Annotated in this window: 21 protein-coding genes and 1 tRNA gene; 12 read left to right on the plus strand and 10 right to left on the minus strand. The window is 62.2% G+C overall.

The window, feature by feature from the left end:
- Positions 1–35: 35 nt before the first annotated feature.
- Positions 36–725 (minus strand): ribose-5-phosphate isomerase RpiA, encoded by a 690-nt coding sequence (gene rpiA, locus GJW30_RS18490; protein ID WP_096357885.1) that lies wholly within the window; start codon positions 723–725, stop codon positions 36–38.
- 57 nt (positions 726–782) lie between these two features.
- On the opposite strand from rpiA, the gene GJW30_RS18495 reads away from it, so the two are divergent.
- The 8 genes from GJW30_RS18495 to GJW30_RS22760 all read left to right on the plus strand — a co-directional run bounded on the left by GJW30_RS18495 (position 783) and on the right by GJW30_RS22760 (position 4,949).
- Complete coding sequence (locus GJW30_RS18495; protein ID WP_096357886.1) at positions 783–1,466, plus strand: HAD-IA family hydrolase; 684 nt, start codon at positions 783–785, stop codon at positions 1,464–1,466.
- A gap of 217 nt (positions 1,467–1,683) precedes the next feature.
- Positions 1,684–1,758: transfer RNA gene (locus tag GJW30_RS18500), tRNA-Val, on the plus strand.
- Between the two features lie 256 nt (positions 1,759–2,014).
- Positions 2,015–2,698 carry a class I SAM-dependent methyltransferase gene (locus GJW30_RS18505; RefSeq protein WP_157746786.1) on the plus strand — a complete coding sequence of 228 codons (684 nt, stop codon included), beginning with the start codon at positions 2,015–2,017 and terminating at the stop codon, positions 2,696–2,698.
- A complete protein-coding gene (locus GJW30_RS18510) occupies positions 2,679–3,077 on the plus strand; it encodes a GtrA family protein (protein ID WP_096357888.1) in 399 nt (132 codons plus the stop codon). The genes GJW30_RS18505 and GJW30_RS18510 overlap by 20 nt, the downstream gene beginning before the upstream one ends.
- 57 nt (positions 3,078–3,134) lie before the next feature.
- Entirely contained in the window at positions 3,135–3,335 is a 201-nt protein-coding gene (locus tag GJW30_RS18515; protein ID WP_096357889.1) for a hypothetical protein, read from the plus strand.
- The gene (locus tag GJW30_RS18520; protein WP_096357890.1) at positions 3,332–3,769 is read left to right on the plus strand and encodes a GFA family protein; all 438 of its coding nucleotides are present in this window, start codon (positions 3,332–3,334) and stop codon (positions 3,767–3,769) included. Before GJW30_RS18515 ends, GJW30_RS18520 begins: the two co-directional genes overlap by 4 nt.
- Before the next feature lie 194 nt (positions 3,770–3,963).
- A complete protein-coding gene (locus GJW30_RS18525) occupies positions 3,964–4,578 on the plus strand; it encodes a L,D-transpeptidase (RefSeq protein WP_096357891.1) in 615 nt (204 codons plus the stop codon).
- A gap of 161 nt (positions 4,579–4,739) precedes the next feature.
- Positions 4,740–4,949 (plus strand): hypothetical protein, encoded by a 210-nt coding sequence (locus GJW30_RS22760; protein WP_130364583.1) that lies wholly within the window; start codon positions 4,740–4,742, stop codon positions 4,947–4,949.
- Positions 4,950–4,971: 22 nt separating this feature from the next.
- On the opposite strand, the gene GJW30_RS18530 is transcribed toward GJW30_RS22760, so the two are convergent.
- Complete coding sequence (locus tag GJW30_RS18530) at positions 4,972–5,337, minus strand: gamma-butyrobetaine hydroxylase family protein (protein ID WP_096358919.1); 366 nt, start codon at positions 5,335–5,337, stop codon at positions 4,972–4,974.
- Between the two features lie 96 nt (positions 5,338–5,433).
- On the opposite strand from GJW30_RS18530, the gene moaA reads away from it, so the two are divergent.
- Positions 5,434–6,456 carry a GTP 3',8-cyclase MoaA gene (moaA, locus tag GJW30_RS18535; protein WP_096357892.1) on the plus strand — a complete coding sequence of 341 codons (1,023 nt, stop codon included), beginning with the start codon at positions 5,434–5,436 and terminating at the stop codon, positions 6,454–6,456.
- Between the two features lie 131 nt (positions 6,457–6,587).
- Positions 6,588–7,550: a DMT family transporter gene (locus tag GJW30_RS18540; protein WP_157746787.1), complete on the plus strand. Its 963-nt coding sequence runs from the start codon at positions 6,588–6,590 to the stop codon at positions 7,548–7,550.
- On the opposite strand, the gene GJW30_RS18545 is transcribed toward GJW30_RS18540, so the two are convergent.
- The 5 genes from GJW30_RS18545 to GJW30_RS18565 all read right to left on the minus strand — a co-directional run bounded on the left by GJW30_RS18545 (position 7,547) and on the right by GJW30_RS18565 (position 13,618).
- On the minus strand, positions 7,547–8,635 hold the full coding sequence (locus GJW30_RS18545; RefSeq protein WP_096357894.1) for a TRAP transporter substrate-binding protein: 1,089 nt from the start codon (positions 8,633–8,635) through the stop codon (positions 7,547–7,549). The two genes, GJW30_RS18540 and GJW30_RS18545, sit on opposite strands and share 4 nt — an antisense overlap.
- A 128-nt stretch (positions 8,636–8,763) precedes the next feature.
- A complete protein-coding gene (locus GJW30_RS18550; RefSeq protein WP_096357895.1) occupies positions 8,764–9,855 on the minus strand; it encodes a TRAP transporter substrate-binding protein in 1,092 nt (363 codons plus the stop codon).
- Positions 9,856–10,025: 170 nt separating this feature from the next.
- A complete protein-coding gene (locus GJW30_RS18555) occupies positions 10,026–11,117 on the minus strand; it encodes a TRAP transporter substrate-binding protein (protein ID WP_096357896.1) in 1,092 nt (363 codons plus the stop codon).
- A 155-nt stretch (positions 11,118–11,272) separates the two neighbouring features.
- Positions 11,273–12,613, minus strand: a complete 1,341-nt coding sequence (locus tag GJW30_RS18560; protein ID WP_096357897.1) for a cytochrome c peroxidase — start codon at positions 12,611–12,613, stop codon at positions 11,273–11,275.
- Between the two features lie 123 nt (positions 12,614–12,736).
- The gene (locus tag GJW30_RS18565) at positions 12,737–13,618 is read right to left on the minus strand and encodes a hypothetical protein (protein WP_096357898.1); all 882 of its coding nucleotides are present in this window, start codon (positions 13,616–13,618) and stop codon (positions 12,737–12,739) included.
- A gap of 120 nt (positions 13,619–13,738) precedes the next feature.
- On the opposite strand from GJW30_RS18565, the gene GJW30_RS18570 reads away from it, so the two are divergent.
- A complete protein-coding gene (locus tag GJW30_RS18570) occupies positions 13,739–14,401 on the plus strand; it encodes a Fe2+-dependent dioxygenase (protein WP_096357899.1) in 663 nt (220 codons plus the stop codon).
- A gap of 41 nt (positions 14,402–14,442) precedes the next feature.
- Here the strand turns inward: GJW30_RS18570 and GJW30_RS18575 are convergent, their stop codons facing one another.
- Together GJW30_RS18575 and apbC are read right to left on the minus strand one after the other, a co-directional pair.
- Positions 14,443–14,694 carry a hypothetical protein gene (locus GJW30_RS18575; protein ID WP_130364585.1) on the minus strand — a complete coding sequence of 84 codons (252 nt, stop codon included), beginning with the start codon at positions 14,692–14,694 and terminating at the stop codon, positions 14,443–14,445.
- A gap of 183 nt (positions 14,695–14,877) precedes the next feature.
- On the minus strand, positions 14,878–16,041 hold the full coding sequence (gene apbC / locus GJW30_RS18580) for an iron-sulfur cluster carrier protein ApbC (RefSeq protein WP_096357901.1): 1,164 nt from the start codon (positions 16,039–16,041) through the stop codon (positions 14,878–14,880).
- A gap of 169 nt (positions 16,042–16,210) precedes the next feature.
- On the opposite strand from apbC, the gene GJW30_RS18585 reads away from it, so the two are divergent.
- Positions 16,211–17,080, plus strand: a complete 870-nt coding sequence (locus tag GJW30_RS18585) for an NAD(P)-dependent oxidoreductase (protein ID WP_096357902.1) — start codon at positions 16,211–16,213, stop codon at positions 17,078–17,080.
- A 73-nt stretch (positions 17,081–17,153) separates the two neighbouring features.
- Here the strand turns inward: GJW30_RS18585 and GJW30_RS18590 are convergent, their stop codons facing one another.
- Positions 17,154–19,232, minus strand: coding sequence for a toll/interleukin-1 receptor domain-containing protein (locus GJW30_RS18590; protein WP_096357903.1), 2,079 nt, complete (start codon positions 19,230–19,232; stop codon positions 17,154–17,156).
- Between the last annotated feature and the right edge of the window lie 123 nt (positions 19,233–19,355).

Below are 19,355 nucleotides of genomic sequence, written 5' to 3' on the forward strand. Positions count from 1 at the left end.
CGGTTCCACGTCAAGAAAATGCGACCATTTAAAACTCAAGAAGAACGCTCGACGACGCGGACACCGTCCGCCCCGGCCAGAACGACGACACCCGCCATCCCGACAAATAGTCCTGTTTCGACGACACCAGGGATCATGTTCAGCCGTGCTGCCAGCGCCGGCGGATCGATGATTTCTCCCATCGCCGCGTCGATGATGAAGTGGCCGCCATCGGTGACGAAAGCAAGGCCGTCCTTGCCCTTCCGCAACGTGCAGGGCTTCCCGCCGACCGCTTCTTCGACGGCGCGCGTCGTGGCTCCAAGACCGAACGGCACGACCTCGATCGGCAACGCGAATTTGCCGAGAGTCTTCACCCACTTCGTCTCGTCCGCGATGACGACCATCTGCTTCGAAGCGCCCGCAACGATTTTCTCGCGCAGCAGCGCGCCGCCGCCGCCCTTGATCAGCGTCAGGTCCGGGCCGATCTCGTCGGCGCCGTCGACCGTCATGTCGAGCGCGGTCGTTTCTTCCAACGTGGTCAGCGGAATACCGAGGCTCTCGGCCTGTGCGCGTGTCGCCTCCGAGGTCGGCACACCGACGACTTTCAGGCCCGCCTTCACCTTCTCGCCGAGCAGATCGACGAAATGCGCCGCAGTCGAGCCGGTGCCGAGCCCTAGCTTCATGTCCGGCTTCACGTATTCGAGCGCACGCGCTGCGGCCGCGCGCTTCATCGCATCGGCGCTCATCGTGCGGCCTGCTTGCGGCTCGCGGACGGAGCGTCTAGCCATGCGGCCGAGGTATTCATGTCACTTCCCATCATCGCCTTCGATCTCGACGGAACACTGGTCGACACCGCGCCCGATCTCATCGCCACCCTCAACTGGGTTTTCGCCGAACGCGGCCTGCCGCCGGTCACCTACGAGGAAGCTCGTTCGATGATCGGTGCCGGTGTCAAACCGCTGCTCAAGCGCGGATTGACCGCACAGGGCATTACCCTGCCCGAGCCCGAACTTGAAGCGCTCTATAACACCTATCTGGAGCGCTACGCCGCCCATATCGCCGATACGTCCCGCCCTTTTCCAGGCCTGATCGCGGCGCTCGACCGGCTGGAAGCCGATGGCTACAGCTTCGCGGTGGCCACCAATAAGCTCGAGTGGCTTTCCGTTAAGCTATTGGACGAACTCGATCTTTCGCGCCGATTCAAGGCGATTTGCGGCCAGGACACGTTCGGCGTGCCGAAACCGAACCCCGAAATGCTGCGGAAGACCATCGCCAAGGCCGGTGGCGACCCCGCTAGAGCCATTATGGTCGGCGATTCGGAAGCCGACTTCCGCGTTGCCCAGAATGCGGGGTTGCCGGTGATTGCCGTCGATTTCGGGTATACGCCGCGGCCCGTGCAGGAATTCGGCCCCGATATCATCATCAGCCACTACGACGCCCTACCGGGCGCGGTCGCAGAACTGACGGCGCAATTCGCCAAAGTGTGACGGCCATCACATTTACGGCTCGCCCGGTCGCGTACACCCGCCTTGCAGACACTGCGAAGCGGACGCCAACCCCGCTCCGCGCAACTTAAAGGGCGCGATCCGAGCAGGACGCGCCCTTATTTTTTGCCGCGCGGCGCTATTCCTTGACACCCCAGGCTCGAGATCAGTACACCCCGCGCCTACCGAGCCCACGGGTTTGGCGCCGCCTAGCGGTCCCGGGCGATTAGCTCAGCGGGAGAGCGTCCCCTTCACACGGGGAAGGTCACAGGTTCAATCCCTGTATCGCCCACCATTTGCGCTTCGACCATACTTCGGCGAGAAAACGACGCGCGACTCGCAAGGGCGATGCTGGCGCCTGCAGCCGCTATAGCGTGTTGGAAATGATGAGCACAGGCATTCAACGCGCCATTAACGTTAGGCTGTCAGACTAAGTCCTCTCGCATTACGGCGGCGCGATGCTTGGTCACTTTGTCAGCGCTGCTGCCACTCGGCATGAGGACAGTCCTCGAATTCGGCGTCTGCCAATCGATCAAATCTCAGGGTGCAGGATGTCGACGCCAACGAAGGTTGATTTCGATCAGTACGCCAAAGATTACGTGGCCATGCTCGAAGATCAGCGTGGCATGTACGGGGGAGAACGCTCCTACTTCTCCGAATACAAGATCCAGCTGCTCTCTCGGCTGGTACAAAAGCCCGTCTCGACGATATTGGATTTCGGTGCGGGCATTGGCTTGTCAATTCCGTATTTGAAGCAGTACTTCCCGAGCGCGCGCATCGCGGCATCCGATATCTCGGAGGGGAGCCTCAACTTTATCTCGGAGCGGCATCCGGATGTCGACGTGATCGCGGATCGAGCTTTGAGCTCGGACCGTTCTGGCTTCGATCTCGTACTCCTTATCACCGTATTGCATCATGTCGCTGTCGAAGAACGCCGGGCGCTCGTCAAACGGCTTTCGAATTTACTCCGGCCCGGCGGCCACCTCTGCATCTTCGAGCACAACCCATACAACCCACTGACGCGTAGGATGGTTTCTACCTGCCCGTTTGACTCAGACGCCGTGCTGTTGACCCGAGCGGAAGCGGTTGAACTTGTTTCCGAAGCAGGGCTGCGTCCATCTCATCAAGGCTACACGTTGTTTGTCCCGCATGCGTTGCGTGCACTGCGCGTCATCGAACCTGCGCTAACGTGGCTGCCCCTTGGCGGTCAGTATTATGTCATCGCGTCACGCTGACGTGGTGTGGCTCAAGCAAATCAGAGCCTACGGACTCGTTGGGCTCGTCAATACGGTGATCGGCTTCTGCGTCACCGCAACGTTCGAAATGCTCGGCCTGTCTCCTGTTCTCGCCAACGCCTGCGGCTTCGCCGTCGGGCTCACCTTCAGCTTCATGCTGAACGGCAAATACACTTTTGATCACGCCGAGTGGCGTTCAGCGCTAACACCTTTTCTGATTGCCTTTGGGTTCTGTTACGCGTTGAACCTTGCTGTGCTGCTAGCAACGAGCAAGCTTGCGGCTATCCATTTTTTGCTCCCTCAGCTGCTGGCTGTGGCAACCTACAACGTTTCGTTTTTTCTGCTGATGAAGTTCACTGTCTACATCTCTCGATCATAGGCCGCTGTTAAGCTATTAACCCTACATCGCAGCCATCGATCCGGCTGCGACATTTCGATGGAACCGAATAAACCCTTTCTGAATTTGTTCGATATGGAGACGAAAGACCACCTTCGGGCGCGCGCGCAAATGCTGGAAGACCTCGCCAACCAGCTCAGCACCCCCCAGGAAGCCGAACGGCTCCTCCGGCAAGCACAGCGTTACCGCCAAGAGGCCGAGCAAAACGGCAACCGGCGTAGCGCACACAAAGAGCGATGACGGCAAGAACCGGCGGCTGCCAATGTGGCGCCGTGCGATTTCGGGTGAACGGCCCACTCGGACGCCCTGTGCTCTGCCACTGCCGGATGTGCCAAAAGCAGTTTGCAGCGCCCTTCTCGCTCCTCGTCGTAGCCAAAGGCTCCGTGGAATGGACCCGAGAGCCGCCCGCACATTTCCAGTCTTCCGACAAAGCCCAGCGTGGATTCTGCGCCAAATGCGGCACGCCCCTGACCTTCGAGACCGAACATGGGGTCGAGCTGGCGGTCGGTAGCTTCGATGACCGCGAGGGCCTCGCGCCGCAGCTTCAGGTCAATCACGCCGACCGCATCTCGTGGGCAGAGAACATCTCGGACGCTCCGATCCGGCCGGCCCACAAAGACTTGGCGAACCAAGAGGGTATCGTGTCGCGCCAGCACCCGGATCACGATACGTGAGCGCGACGAGCACGGCCTCCTCAGCTCAACCTTGAGTGGCGCGCTCGCAACACCTCCTAAAAACCAATGAGTTCAACGGCTTTGTGAGAGGGGTGACGGGTTGTCGCAGGGCTGATTCTGTGGCCATTGGGAAGCATGAGTGTTGCAGGAAGGCGCCTGCAGCGTCCCATGATGTGAAAATCCGAGGGGCCCCAATGCTTTCGCGTCTCAAGTCCGCTTTCATTCTGTCGGTCGGCCTATTGGCCGCCGGTCTTACTGTCACCACGGCTTCCGCTCAGCAGCGCTACGACGAGCGCGTCTATGGCGGCGGCCGCCAAAGCGATCTTCCGTCCTTCTTCGGCGCCATGTTCGGCACCGGCGGCGGCCGCGCGATCCCGCGCCAGACTGTTTCCTATCCGGTCAGCCACGCGCCGGGCACGATCGTCATCAGCACCAGCGAACGCCGCTTGTATCTGATGGTCGCTCCGGGCCAGGCCATTCGCTACGGCGTCGGCGTCGGTCGCCAGGGCTTCCAGTGGGCTGGGACGAAAGCGATCACCCGCAAGGCCGAATGGCCGTCGTGGACGCCGCCGGCTCAGATGCTGCGCCGCCGCCCTGACCTTCCGCGCTTCATGAAGGGTGGTCAGGATAATCCGCTCGGCGCGCGCGCAATGTATCTCGGTTCCTCGCTCTACCGCATCCACGGCTCGAATGAGCCGGAGACGATCGGCACTGCCGTCTCGTCGGGCTGCATCCGCATGACCAACGATGACGTGATCGATCTCTATAATCGCGTCCGCGTCGGCACCCGCGTGATCGTTACGCGCTGATCGCAGCACAATCCGAATATGAAAAGGCCGGCTTAGCGCCGGCCTTTTTCTTTTGCCCCGTCGTTTGCCGATTGTGTCCGGTTTTGCCGCGCGATCTCGTCTCTCCTAGTAAGCCGCACGGTGCGGCAAGAGCCGCAGCAGAGCGGCGCGGAGATAGAACGATGACCAAGCTTGCTATCGCGGCCCTCACCGGCCTTGCACTTCTGATGCCTCAGACCGCTTCAACGTCTTACGCGGCTGGCGCCACGGCCGCGAAAATCGACATCAGCGCATCACGCAAGAAGAAGCCGAAATACTCGCGCGCGCACTGCATGAAGCTCAATCCTGAGAAGGCGCGCATGTACGGGATCTGCCGCGAATATCTGCGCTAACGAATGGCCAAGCCGCCGAGGCCTAGCGCGCTTCGCGCGATAGGCCTTTGTCTTTCAGCTCGTCGAGATAGCCCTGCCAATACGCGTCGCGCTTCTCGGCGAGTTCGACGAAATAATCCCAGGCGAAAATGCCGGTCGAATGCATGTCGTCGAAGGTCAGCCGGACCGCATAATTGCCGACCGGCTCGACCTTCAGTATCTCGACATTGATCTTGCCCGGCACCGTCTGCCGGTCCGCCGGCGAGTGCCCCTGCACTTCGGCGCTCGGGCTTTTGACCCGCAGATACTCGGCCGGATAGTCGTGCGTCCGCCCGCCTTCGAACGACACCGTCAGCGTTTTACGGTCCTTCGCGAGGCGTATCTCGGTCGGCCAGGCTTTTTGGGTCATCGCAGCGCTTTCCAAACAAGACGGTAACGTGCTGTTACCTCTTCCTTTTCGCCCCCACAACTTCCATAGTGGGCGTTACAACTTATCTATGTGCGTATGAACATCCACCAGCCGCTCAGCAAGGCGCCGTACATCGACCCGTTTGGGCGGGCGATTACCTATCTGCGCGTCTCGGTGACCGACCGCTGCGACTTCCGCTGCGTCTACTGCATGTCGGAGAATATGTCGTTCCTGCCGAAGCAGGATTTGCTGACGCTGGAAGAACTCGACCGCCTTTGCAGCGCCTTCATCGCACGCGGCGTCCGCAAGCTGCGCCTCACCGGCGGCGAGCCGCTCGTCCGCCGCGGCATCATGGGATTGTTCGAGAGCCTCGCGCGCCATCGCCAGAGCGGCGCGCTCGAGGAACTGACGCTGACCACCAACGGCTCGCAGCTCGCCAAGCACGCGCGCGACCTTAAGCAGAACGGCGTCGAACGCATCAACGTCTCGCTCGACACGCTCGACGCGAAGAAGTTTCGCGAGATCACGCGCTGGGGCGATCTATCGAAGGTGCTCGAAGGCATCGACGCGGCGCAGGCCGAAGGCCTCAAGGTCAAGATCAACGCGGTCGCGCTGCGCGGCGTCAACGAAGACGAAATCCCCGCGATGATCGATTGGGCGCATGGCCGCGACATGGACATGACGCTGATCGAAGTCATGCCGCTCGGCGATGTCGGCGCCGGCCGCCTCGATCAATATCTGCCGCTCTCGATGGTGCGCACGCGCCTCGCCGAGCGTTACACGCTGACGGAACTCGATTACCGCACCGGGGGCCCGGCCCGCTACGTGCGTGTCGAAGAGACGAAGGGCCGCCTCGGTTTCATCACGCCGCTGACGCATAACTTCTGCGAAAGCTGCAATCGCGTCCGCCTCACCTGCACGGGCACGCTTTTCATGTGCCTCGGCCAGGAAGACGCAGCGGACCTGCGCACGCCGCTGCGCGCCTCCGAGAGCAACGAACTGCTCGAAGCCGCCATCGCCAACGCGATCGCGCGCAAGCCGAAGGGCCACGACTTCATCATCGATCGCCGCCATCAAGGCCCCGCCGTCGGCCGCCACATGAGCGTCACTGGCGGCTAACGCCGCAAATGGGCGGCTGACGCCGCTAACGGACGGGCAGCTAGACCTCCAGCTCTGCGCATGGCGCGGGTGCCGAGCCGCTCCGGCTCGTGTTACCTCTGATTCGTCATCCCGCCGGAGCCTCTCTCACCGTGTCGTCTGCCGCCGCCAACCGTCGCGGAATTATCGCCGTTGTCACCGCGACCGCCGGCTTCTCCTGCAACGACGCGATCGTGAAAATCGTCGCGCGTGATTTGCCGCTCGGCGAGACCATCTTCGTGCGCGGCATCATGACGTCCCTGCTCGCGCTCGCTTTCGTCTTCGTGCTGCGCGAAACCGCGAAACTGCATCACGGCTTCAATCGTCTCGTCCTGCTGCGCTCGTGCTTCGAAGCGGCCTCCGCGATCCTCTTCACGTCGGCGCTGCTGCGCATGCGCATGGCCGAACTCTCGACCATCGTGCTGATCTCCCCGCTCATCATCACGGCGCTGTCGGTGATCTTCTTTTCCGAAAGCGTCGGCTGGCGGCGCTGGAGCGCGATCATCGTCGGCTTCATCGGCACGCTCTTCGTCGTCAAGCCGACGCCGGCGTCGTTCGACGCCTGGGCGATGCTCGGCGTGCTCGTCGCCTTCTCGTCCGCCTCGCGCGATTTGCTGACGCGCCAGCTCGACAGCGCGATCCCATCGATCGTCGTCTCCTTCACCACCGCCGTCATCGTGATGTGCGCGGGCGCGTTGCTCGGTCTGTGGGAAGTTTGGCGCTGGCCGACGCCGCGAGAAGTCTCGCTCATCGCCGGCGCCGCGATGCTGCTCGCCGCCGCGAACTATCTCATCGTCATCGCGTTCCGCGGCGCCGAGATTTCCGTCGTCGCGCCGTTCCGTTACGTGATCTTGATCTGGGCCGGTCTCGTCGGCTTCTTCGTCTTCGGCGAGATTCCGGATCGCTGGTCCTTCGTCGGCGCGGCGCTGATTGCGGGCAGCGGCATCTACTCGCTTCACCGCGAGCAGGTGCGCGCCCGAGAGGCGGCGCGCCGCGCCGCCGAACCTGTGCCACCGGTACCGAGCGCCATCGGCGCGACCATCGCGCCGAAGACGGTCATCCACCCCAAAAATTAGCTTCGGGTGCGCATGCGCATCATGAAGCTGTCGAAGCCAAGCTCCGCGACCTGGTTCCACGCCAGCGAGTCGCCGCGATAGTCGATCATGCTCTGGTGCAGCTTGGCGAAGTGCTTGTTGTTCTTCGACAGTTCCGCATAGAGCTCGTTCGTCACCTTGTAGCAGCTTTCCATTACGTCCTGCGGGAACGCGCGCAGCACCGCGCCATTGTTGACGAGACGCTTGAGCGCCGGTGCGTTGACGATGTCGTATTTCGCCATCACCCACGTCCACAGATCGTGCGACGCCGAATTGACGATGTGCTGATACGACTTCGGAAGTTCGTTCCACTTCGCCAAATTGAACAGCGTGTGGCCCTGCGCATTTCCTTCCCACCAACCGGGATAGTAGTAATATTTCGCGACCTTCACGAAGCCGAGCTTCTCGTCGTCGTAAGGCCCGACCCATTCGGCCGCATCGATCGTTCCCTTTTCGAGCGCCGGATAGATGTCGCTCGCCGCAACCTGCTGCGGCACCGCGCCTACGCGGCTGAGGATCGTTCCGCCGAGGCCCGCAATGCGGATCTTCATGCCCTTGAGATCGTCGAGCGACTTCACCTCTTTGCGGAACCAGCCGCCCATCTGCGCGCCGGTGTTGCCGCCCATCACGGCGTGGCAGTTGTAATCTTTCAGCATGTCGTTGATGAGATCGAGACCGCCACCGGCGAGTTGCCACGACAGCGTCTGCCGCGTGTTGAGGCCGAACGGCACGACGGTGCCGAACGCCATCGCGGGGTCCTTGCCCCAATAGTAATAGAGCGCGGTGTTGCCGGCTTCGACCGTTCCGCTCTGCACGGCATCGAGCACTTGCAGGCCGGGCACGAGTTCGCCAGCCGCGAACGGCGTGATCTGAAACTTGTTGTCTGTCATCTCCGCGATGCGCTTGCAGAAATGTTCGGCGCCGCCATACAGCGTGTCGAGCGACTTCGGCCAGCTCGTCGCCATGCGCCATTTGATCTCGGGCATCGATTGGGCGATGGCTGGAGCAGCGATCGTTGTCGCCGCCGCGGTGACACCTGCAGTCCGCAAGAACTCGCGCCGTTTCATGCTTCCTCCATTTTTGTTTTTTGTGCCGTCTTTGATCGCGGCTACGAAATGCTACCCGCTACACAAAAGCGCGCAACAAAAAACCCCGGAGGTAAACTCCGGGGTTTTGTCTTCGCAGGTGCGGAAGATCAGGTGCGCGTGCGCATACGCATCATGAAGCTGTCGAACGAGAGTTCGGCGACCTGGTTCCATGCGAGCGAGTCCGAACGATAGCTGGTCAGGCTCGTATGCATCTTCTCGAAGTGCTTATTGGTCTTCGCGTGTTCGGCGTAAATATCGTTCGCCGCCTTGTAGCAGGCCTCCAGCACTTCTTGCGGGAACGGCCGCAACAGCGCGCCGTTCGCAACAAGCCGTTTCAACGCCGGCGGATTGACGTAGTCGTATTTGCCGGTCACCCACGTAAACGCATCGTGCGAAGCGGCCGTCACAGCTGCCTGGTAGTGCTTCGGCAGTTCATTCCACTTCGCCATGTTGATGACGTTGTGGCCCTGGCCCGTGCCTTCCCACCAACCCGGGTAGTAATAATACTTAGCGACCTTCTGGAAGCCCAACTTCTCGTCGTCGTACGGCCCGACCCACTCGGCCGCATCGATCGTGCCTTTCTCGAGCGCCGGATAAATGTCGCCCGCCGCGATTTGCTGCGGCACGCCACCGACCCGTTGCACAATCGTTCCGGCAAAACCGCCGACGCGGAATTTCAGTCCTTTGAAATCCGCGCTGCTCTTGATCTCGTTGCGGAACCAGCCGCCCATCTGCGCGCCGGTCGAACCGGTCGGGATGCCGTGGCAGTTGTATTCCTTCAGGAGATCGTTGAGCAGCTCGGTGCCGCCGCCGAAGCGAAGCCACGAAATGTGCTGACGCGTGTTGAGCCCGAACGGCAGCGACGTGCCGAATGTGAAAGCGGCGTTCTTCCCCCAGTAATAATAGAGCGCCGTGTTTCCCATCTCGACATTGCCGGCTTGCACGGCATCGAGCACCTGCAGACCGCCGACAAGTTCGCCCGCCGCGAACGGCTGGATCTGGAATTTGTTGTCGGTGAGTTCGGCAATGCGCTGACAGAAAAACTCGCAGCCGCCGTAGAGTGTATCGAGTGACTTCGGCCAGCTCGCAACGAGCCGCCATTTAATCTCCGGCATCGTCTGCGCGACGGCCGGCGCAGCAACCGCTGCGCTGGCCGCAACCCCGACGCCGGCAGCCTTCAAGAACTCGCGACGCTTCATCGTTTCCCCTCCCAAGGTTTTTATCGCCGATGCGCCGACAAGCGGGAGGTCGATTTCCGCCAGACGGTGCTCGACGGTAGGATGCTATCTGTGAAACCTGGGGTTGTGAAACGAAAAACCCCGGCAGTTGCCTGCCGGGGTTCAAGAAGCTTTGGATTAGACCAGAAGGCTTAGTTGCCGCGAGCGCGCTGGCGGATCATGAAGGTGTCGAAGCCGTATTCGGCAACCTGCCACCAGAGATACTGGTCGCCGCGGAACGCCGTGATGCTGTCCCACACCTTCTTGAAGTCCGGGTTGGCGGCCGAGGTCTCGGCATAGACTTCGTTCGAGGCCTTGTAGCAGGCTTCCATGATCGGCTGCGAGAACGGACGCAGCTGAGCGCCGTTGGCGATCAGGCGGCGCAGCGCACCCGGGTTCAGCGAATCGTATTTCGCGATCATCCAATCGTTGGCTTCCGCCGAGGCGTCACGCAGGACGGCCTGATACTGCTTCGGCAGCTCGTTGAACTTCTGGATGTTGATGAGGTTGTGCAGCATTGCGCCGCCTTCCCACCAACCCGGATAGTAGTAGAACGGCGCGACTTTCTGGAAGCCGAGCTTCTCATCGTCGTACGGACCGACCCATTCGGCCGCATCGATGGTACCCTTTTCGAGCGCAGCGTAGATGTCGCCGCCGCCGATCTGCTGCGGCACGACGCCGAGCTTCTGCATAACGCGGCCGGCAAGGCCGGCGATGCGGAACTTCAAGCCGTTGAGGTCGGAGACTTCCTTGATCTCCTTACGGAACCAGCCGCCCATCTGCGCGGTGGTGTTGCCGGCCGTGATCGGAATGACGCCGAACTTCTTGAGGAACTCGGTCGCCAGCTCCTGGCCGCCGCCGAAACGCATCCAAGCCGACATCATGCGCGTGTTGAGCGCGAACGGCGACGTCGTCAGCAGCGCGAAGGTCGGGTCCTTGCCGACGTAGTAGTAGCAAGCCGTCTGGCACATCTCGACCGTACCGCTCTGCACGGCGTCGAGCGCCTGCAGCGCCGGGACGATTTCGCCGGCCGAGAAGGTCTCGATCACGAACTTGCCGTCGGTCGCTTCCGACACGCACTTGGCGAAGTATTCGTTCGAGCCGTAGAGAGCGTCGAGCGACTTCGGGAAGCTCGACGTGCAACGCCACTTGATGGCGGGCGCGGACTGGGCGATCGCCGGCATGGCGATAGGCGCAGTGGCGGCTACCGCGCCAGCTGCGGTCAAAAACTCACGACGTTTCATTCTGTTGTCTCCTAGAATGCCCAGCGGGCAATACCCCGAAGGTGACGGCCTGAAGCGGACCGTTTCCTACCCCTAAGATTGATTCTCGCGTCTTCTTTGGTTTGATTGCGGCCTAAACGCTTAAAAAAACCAAGAAAAAACGTTGCGGGGCCTTATCACGGCTCGACCTCAACGCGCAATTCCATCTTCGGATGAATTCCGCAGAAAACCAAAAACGACCCGGTCACCGGAAAGGCGATTTGCACAGTCTCACCAGGCTCTTGCGCGCCGGAGTCAAAGTTAAGCTTCGGGTCGAAAATCCGCACATTGTGAGTGCGCGTATCGTTATTGACGATCCAGGCGCGTTCACCTTTGCGGATCGAGATACGCCCCGGCTGAAACTGCTTGTCGTCCTGCGTCACGGTGTGCGTGCGTGCAGCCACGACCTCGACCGCCGACGGCGCCGGCTGGATGCTCGCCGGTAGGTTCGGCGCGTCCTCGTTGCTCAGCGATTTGAGGAACGCGATGAGCTGCCCGCGCTCCACGGGCGTGAGCTTGAGCCCGCGTTGCAGGTCGCGCGACAAGGACTTCCGTTTCACGATGCCGCTCTCGTAGTGATTCACGACATCTTCCAGCGAGGCCAGCGAACCGTCGTGCATGTAGGGCGCCGAACGCGCGACCTCGCGCAGGCCCGGCGTCTTGAAGGCATGGTCCGCCGCCGCCAACCGCAGCACCGCGCCGCGGCCGCGATCCCGCCCAGGCAACCCGATGTCGTGAAAAGCTTCGTCCGTGAAGGCAAAGCCCGAATGGCAATTCGCGCACTTCGCTTTGCCTGCGAAAACCTGGAAGCCCGCCGCCTCGTCGGCCGTCAGCGCGTTGGCATCACCCGCAATCCAGCGATCGAACCGCGTCGGCGGAGAGGCAAACGTCCGCACATACGTCGCAAGCGCCTTCTGCAAATTCTCGCGGCTGACCCTCGGCTCTTCCGGAAAGGCTGCCGCGAAGGCTTTGACGTAGGCGTCGTCCTTCTCGATCGTCGCGAGCGCAGTACCGATCGGCATCGCCATCTCGTCGCGCGACTCGATCGGCGCGATCACCTGCTCTTCCAGCGAGCGCGCGCGGCCGTCCCAGAAATAGTCCACGCCCCACGCAAGATTCCATAGCGTCGGCGTATGCCGCTGGAGGCGCGCCCCGTCATGGCCAGGACTGCGCACCTTGCCGTCCGCAAAGCCGAGCGCCTGCTGGTGGCAGGTCGCGCAGGACATCGCGCCCGTGCCGGAGAGCCGCGTCTCGTGGAAGAGCTTTTCGCCGAGCGCGCGCTTCTCGGCCGAGTAAGCATTGTTCGACGGGAACGGGATCGTATCCGGCTTGACGAACCGGGCCTTGAGCCGCGCGAGCGCATCCGCCGGCGGCTTCGCGTCCGCGGGCAGGACGCCGCCGAGCGCGAGCCCAAGCGCCGTCACGGCGCCAAGCCCGAAGGCGGCGGCAAGCTGCAGGATGAGGGAGCGGCGAGGCATGCGGGCGGTCCAAAGCCATTTTCAAGTGAAGTGGCTACCGGTTCACGTCAAGAAAATGCGTCCACACAAGAAGCTAAAGACGGCTTTGATGAAATCAAAGCCGGCTCTAAGCCCGGACCGGCTTTACTGCAATGGGCTCGCGGCAAGCTCAAGCCGCGACGCCGCGATCGAGAACTTCGCAAGATCGAGCTTCGGCTTCTTCGGCGGGGTCGGGCCCGGAAAGGCGGACTTCAGCTCGCGGATGGCCTTCTGCACATTGCCGAACGCTTTCGCATCCTTCTTCTTCAAATCCGCTGCGACGACTTTCAGCATATCCTCGCCGTGAAAGATGAAGCCGCGCGCGTCCTGATACTCGACCGGCTTGGTGAATTTCCCGTCCTCGATCGCATTGCCGTACTCGCCGAGCGCCGACTTCACGAGCGCCAGCACAACTGTCATCGTGAAGGGCGCGAAATCTTTCTGCTTCGCCTTGATGCTCGCCTCGGCAGCGACAAGCGAGTCATTCACGGTCTTCCAAGCCTTCGTGTAAGCCGCGCCGCCCTTCTTGTCCTTCACGCTGTCCGCAAGCGCCGTCAGCGCTTCCTCGAACTCGGGCGTGTTGTAGTCTTTCAGCTGATCCTTGATGCCGGCGTAAATCTCTTCGCTCGGGTGAAGGAAATGCGGCAGCGCCGCGTCCCACTGCTTGCCCTTCACGAGCTCATTACCGACAAACAGATGCCCGCGGATTTGCGCGATGCGCAGAGTGAACAGCTGATCGGGCGGCAGGTTCGCGCCGCCTTCGCCCCCGGCCTCGCCACCCTCGCCTTCGCCGCTTTGCTGCGCGGTGGCGCCATGGCCCGCATGCTGCGCGAGGCGCATGCGCATCGTCGACATCGAGCCATCGGATTTCTGCGTGAAGCCGCTCGGCGGAATGCTGGTCGATCCGGCCAGGACGGTCTGCGCCGCCGGCGCTCCCGCGATCACGAACGCTCCAACACCGATCCAGATTTTCGTCGACTTCTTCATTGCCAGTCCACCGCAATACGTTGCTCAAAACCTGCGCAACGATTTAAAGGTGGCTACCGCCGTTGTCACTCGAACAACGCGTGATGCCAATACATTAGACCTATAACAATGTAGGCCAAGATGCAGATCGTGATCCAAGACGTTCTCGACGCCGCCGAGGTCAAGCGCGCTCGCGCAGCTATCGCGAAGGCAAAGTTCGTCGACGGCCGCGAGACGGCCGGTTGGGCCGCGAAGGGCGTCAAGCGCAACGAGCAAGCCTCGGCGCTCGACGCGACGCTCGATCCGATCCGCAAACTCGTCACCGATCGCATCGCGAAGAATTCGCTATTCGCGATGGCGGTGCGCGCGAAGCAACTCAGCCCCCTGCTCTTCTCCCGCTACAAAGGCGAGATGCATTATGGCTCGCATGTCGACGATGCGATCATGCAGGGTATGCGCGTGGACATATCGTTCACGCTCTTCCTTGCCGATCCGTCAAAATATGACGGCGGCGAATTGGTAATCGAAAGCACGTCGGGAGAAGAGACGTTCAAACTCGAAGCCGGGTCGATGATCGTCTATCCGGCAACGACGCTGCATCGTGTCGAGCCGGTCACGCGCGGCGAACGCATCGCGGCGGTCGGCTGGGCGAGGAGTTTCATCCGCGATCCTGCGCAGCGCGAACTGCTGTTCGATCTCGACACGGCGCGGCGTGTCGTCTTCGAGCGCGACGGAAAATCTCCGGCTTTCGACTTGATGTCGAAGTCGCTCGCCAATCTCGTCCGCATGTGGGCGGACGACTAAAATTGGCCGCTCCGAACATCGCCCGGAACGGCCAGTGTAATTTACATGTCGCGCATCATCCGGCGCTTCTTCATCATCCGCTTATGCTTCATCATGCGGTGATGCTTCATGTGCCGGTGCTTCATGTTCCGATGCTTCATCATGCGCTCGCGGCGCATGCCGTCTTGCATAGTGGCGTCAGCATGCGCCCCGAGACCGGCCACCGATAGCCGGCCGGTGGCGCTGGCCTGCGCTTGAGCGCCGGCGAATACGAAGAGCGAAGCTGCGAGAAGTGTGCGTGCGATTATTGTCATTGTTTCCTCCATGAGGGAGTTAGGCACTCCGCAGTTACGTTCGGAGGAGCACATTCGTTGCTTCGAAAAACACGCCGAGAGGAGAATGTTTCTCAACTCCGTGCGTGGCGTACGCCCACAGTCATCAGGGCACCGGCCAGCGGTGCCTTCAGCGAATTCATCGCGATAACGTGAAGCGCGAGCTCAAGCCTCGATGACGATCTTCGGCGCCGGACGTCCACCACCGCCTGCAGCGATCTGATCGCGTACTTTCATCGCGATCGCGCGATACGCTTTCGCGTGCACGCTTTCGGGATCGGTCGCGACGACCGGCTTGCCGGCATCCGACGTCTCGCGGATCGCCATATGCAGCGGCACCTCGCCGAGGAACGGCACGCCCAGGCGCTCTGCTTCTTTCCGCGCGCCGCCGTGGCCGAAGATGTGCGACTCGGTCCCGCATTCCGGGCAAACGAAGGTGCTCATATTCTCGACGATGCCGAGCACCGGCACGTCGACGCGTTTGAACATCGCGATGCCGCGCCGCGCGTCGATCAGCGCCAGATCCTGCGGCGTCGAGACGATCACGGCGCCGCGCAGCGGCACCTGCTGCGCCATCGTCAGTTGCGCATCGCCGGTGCCGGGCGGCATGTCGACGACGAGAACGTCGAGCGTGCCCCACTCCACTTCGCGCAGCATCTGCGTCAGCGCCGACATGACCATCGGACCGCGCCAGATCATTGGCGTCTCTTCCTCGATGAGGAAGCCGATCGACATCACGCTCATGCCGTAGGCCGTGATCGGCTTGAGGCGATTGCCGCCGAGCGTCTCCGGCTTCTCGCGCACGGCGAGCAGCTTCGGCACCGACGGTCCGTAAATGTCGGCGTCGAGCATGCCGACACGCAGGCCGAGATCGCGCAGCGCGAGCGCGAGATTGACCGCCGTCGTCGATTTGCCGACGCCGCCCTTGCCCGACGCGACCGCAATGATCGACGCGATGCCCGGCACCGCATTGCCGGTCGACTGTTTCGCCGGCTGTCCGTGCGAATGCGAATGACCGCCGTGAGCGTGCGAATGTCCGCCACCCCCTGCAGCTGGGCGCGGTGCAGGTGCGCTGGCCCCGCCGGCCCGCTCTGCCGTCAGCGCGACCATCACGGAGACGACGCCCGGCATTGCCTTCACGGCGGCTTCCGCCTGCGCGCGCACGTTCTCCCATTGCTTGATCGCGCTTGCCGCGATGCTGATCGAGAAGAACACCTTGCCGTCCGTCACGACGACGTCCGAGAGACGGCCCGTCTGCGGCAGCGGGACATTCTCGGGGCTCATCACGGCGCCGAGCCGCGCTGTCACGTCGTCTTTTGAAACCGGCATGCCGAAAATCCTGAAAAGGCTGGCGAATGCTCGCCTTGGCTGGGCACCGTTATGCGGAGCCCGGTTGTAAGGGTCAACCCAGCGCGCAACCCAAGGCGCTACCAAGCCGCTACCGTTGACTATGGCGGCGGTTGCGGGGCACACCACTCGCCACAACGCGGAGGATATAATGGCGAAAGTTGCATTTCTTGGTTTGGGCGTGATGGGTTACCCGATGGCGCGGCACCTGAAGGAAAAGGGTGGCCACGACGTCACGGTCTACAATCGCACCTTCGCGAAAGCCGAAAAGTGGGCCAAGGAATACGGCGGCAAAGCCGCCAAGACCCCGAAAGAGGCAGCCACCGGCCAAGACTTTGTCATGATGTGCGTCGGCAATGACAACGACGTGCGCTCGGTCACGCTCGGTGACGACGGCGCTTTCGCCGGCATGACCAAGGGCAAGATCTTCGTCGACCACACGACGGCGTCCGCCGAGGTCGCGCGCGAGCTTTATGCAGAAGCCAAAAAGAGTGGCTTCGATTTCGTCGATGCTCCGGTGTCGGGCGGCCAAGCCGGCGCCGAGAATGGCGTGCTCACCGTGATGTGCGGCGGCGACGCCGGTCCGTTCGGTGAAGCCGAGAAGGTCATCGCCTCGTATGCGCGCATGTGCAAGCTGCTCGGCGCTTCGGGCTCGGGCCAGCTCGCCAAGATGGTGAACCAGATCTGCATCGCGGGTCTGGTGCAGGGCCTTTCGGAAGGCATCCATTTCGCGACGAAAGCCGGTCTCGATATTGAAGCGCTCGTCGCGACGATCTCAAAGGGCGCTGCGCAGTCCTGGCAGATGGAAAATCGCTACAAGGCGATGATCGAGAACAAGTTCGAGTTCGGCTTTGCGGTCGATTGGATGCGCAAGGATCTCTCGATCTGCCTCGCCGAATCCCGCCGCAACGGCGCGAACCTTCCGGTCACCGCGCTCGTCGATCAGTTCTACGCCGAAGTGCAGAAGATGGGCGGCGGCCGCTGGGATACGGCGAGCTTGTTCGCGCGACTGTCGCGCTGACGGACTGAGCGAACACCACAGGCGTCATGGCCCGGCTTGTCCGGGCCATGACGAACGCAGTTTCAGTGCTCGCCTAATCCACCACCGCGGCGTCGACGAAGCGCCAGCCGATCGGGCGCTCCTTGTCGGACTGACCGAACAGCCCGATCGCACCGCCGGCGCGTGGCGGCTGCCCCGGAATTTCCGTGACCTTCGTGTCGTTGATGTAGAGCGTCGCGATGCCGTTCGACATGCCGACTTTCAACTGGTTGATGTCGTTCGCGCCGGTTTTGATGACCGCCGACTTCGTGCGCTTCACCACCGTGACCCACTCGTCGTCGATCAGACGATAGATATCGAATGTGCCGTCGCGGAAGAGGCTCGCCTCGTAGAAGTTCTTGTTGTTCTGCCCCCAGAACGCGATGCCGCCCGACGCGATTTCCTCCGCTTGAACCGGCTCGCTCGGCCAACGCAGATTCACGCACGCTGTCGCGTTGACGTAACGCAGCGCCGAGTAGAGCAGCGTGCGCGTACGGTTCTCCTGCGGCTTAATGACGAGATTGCCGCCGTCGTAAAACGCCGTGGTCGCAAGATCGCCCCAGCCGCCGTCCGGCCGCTTGAAGTCGTCCGCGAAAGCCGTGTCGCTGCTCTGCTTGCATTCAAGCTTTGCCGTCGCCGCGCGTTGCGCCTTCGACGACACCGGCCGCTGCGCCAGCGGCTCATCCTCGACGACCGCGATGCTGGTGAAGCGCCACTGATTTCCGCGATCGGATTCCGATTCGCCATGCAATCCGACAGCGCCGCCGTCTTTCGGCGGCTGGCCGCGGAAGTCAACAAGCTTCTGACCATTCGCGAAGAACGTTCCGTTGCTCTCCTTAAACGTGACCTGCAGCTCGTTGACCGAGTCGAGGCCCGTGCGCAAATGCTCAGACTTCGTGCGCGGGACGACCGGGATCCATTCGCCGCTCAAACGGCGATACACCTGATAGGTGCCGTCGATGTAAACCTGCGCCAGATAGTAATTCTGATAGTCGGTCGCCCAGAACGCGACGCCGCCGCTCGCGACACCGTCTAGCTTCGTCGCCTGCGGCGGAGCACGCACGGTCGCGCAGACCGACGCTGCCTTGAAGCGCATCGGACGATACAGCCAAGTCAGTAGACCCGGATCCTTGAAGTTGAACACCATCTGCCCGTTCTCGACGTAGCGAGACGCGGACGGATCGTCCCAGCCTGGATTGAGCGGCGAGAAATTGTCGCGGAACGCATACACGGTCGCGGTGCCGCACGTTGCGGGCGGCGCGGACGAAGTCTGTCGCTGCGGCGGCGGCTGCGGCGCCGGTGGTGGCGTCGGCTGCACGCTCGGTTGCGGCGCGGGTGTTGGCGCAGGCGTCGGCGCTGGTTGCGGAGCCGGCGGAGATGACGTCGACGACACCACCGATCCGCCGGGGCTGGTGACCGTCGTTGTCGTCGTACCACCGCCCTTTTTCGTGTCGGGCGCAAAGATGCCGATAACCACCAGCCCGACGAAACCGGCGACGATCACACCGAGACCGATCGCAACATATTTGAACCAGTTGCGGCCCCCAGGCGCGGCGGCTGCCGCCGTCGTCTGCGTGAGCGGCTGACTGCGCGGCGGCTGCGTCAGGTTCTGCGCGTACATCTCGGTGCGGCGCGGCGGTACGGCGACCTCGCCACCGGTGTCCGGCGCGCCGGGCACGATCTTGTCCATCGCGCGCACGAGACGATCCATGTGCAGATGGAAATCGCGTCCGCTGTCGACCACTGCCGCATTGCGATACGCAAGATTGCGCAATGTCTCCGGAAGCTCGGAGGGCTGCGGCATGATCGCGTTGTCAACGAGAACCGGGATAACCGGGATCTTGCGGGCGAGCGCAGTCTCGACCTCGATGCGAACCGGATCGGTGTCCTCGCTGATGCGCGATGGCCCGCCCGTCGCCGATGCGCCGATCCAGCGCGGCCCCATGATGGCGAGCACGACGTCGGTCTCGGCGAGCGCTTCCTTGATGTAGTCGCGGAAATCGATGCCGAACGGGATGCTGTCGATATCCATGAAGATCGACTGGTCGCCATAATGGCCAACCAGACGGTCACGGATTCGACCTGTCAGCGCTTCCGAGTCGGCACGCCGGTAAGAGATGACGATTTTCGCCATGCTTGCCCTATTTCACCCGGCGCACTTGCACGAGGCGTGCCGCATTTCAGTGGGCGTGCACGACAGCCGGCAAGCCCGAGTTGATTTCACGCATTAATGGCCGCCGCAGGGTGTGTCCGTCAA

Origin of the sequence: Variibacter gotjawalensis, assembly GCF_002355335.1 — a bacterium.
Taxonomy (GTDB): domain Bacteria; phylum Pseudomonadota; class Alphaproteobacteria; order Rhizobiales; family Xanthobacteraceae; genus Variibacter; species Variibacter gotjawalensis.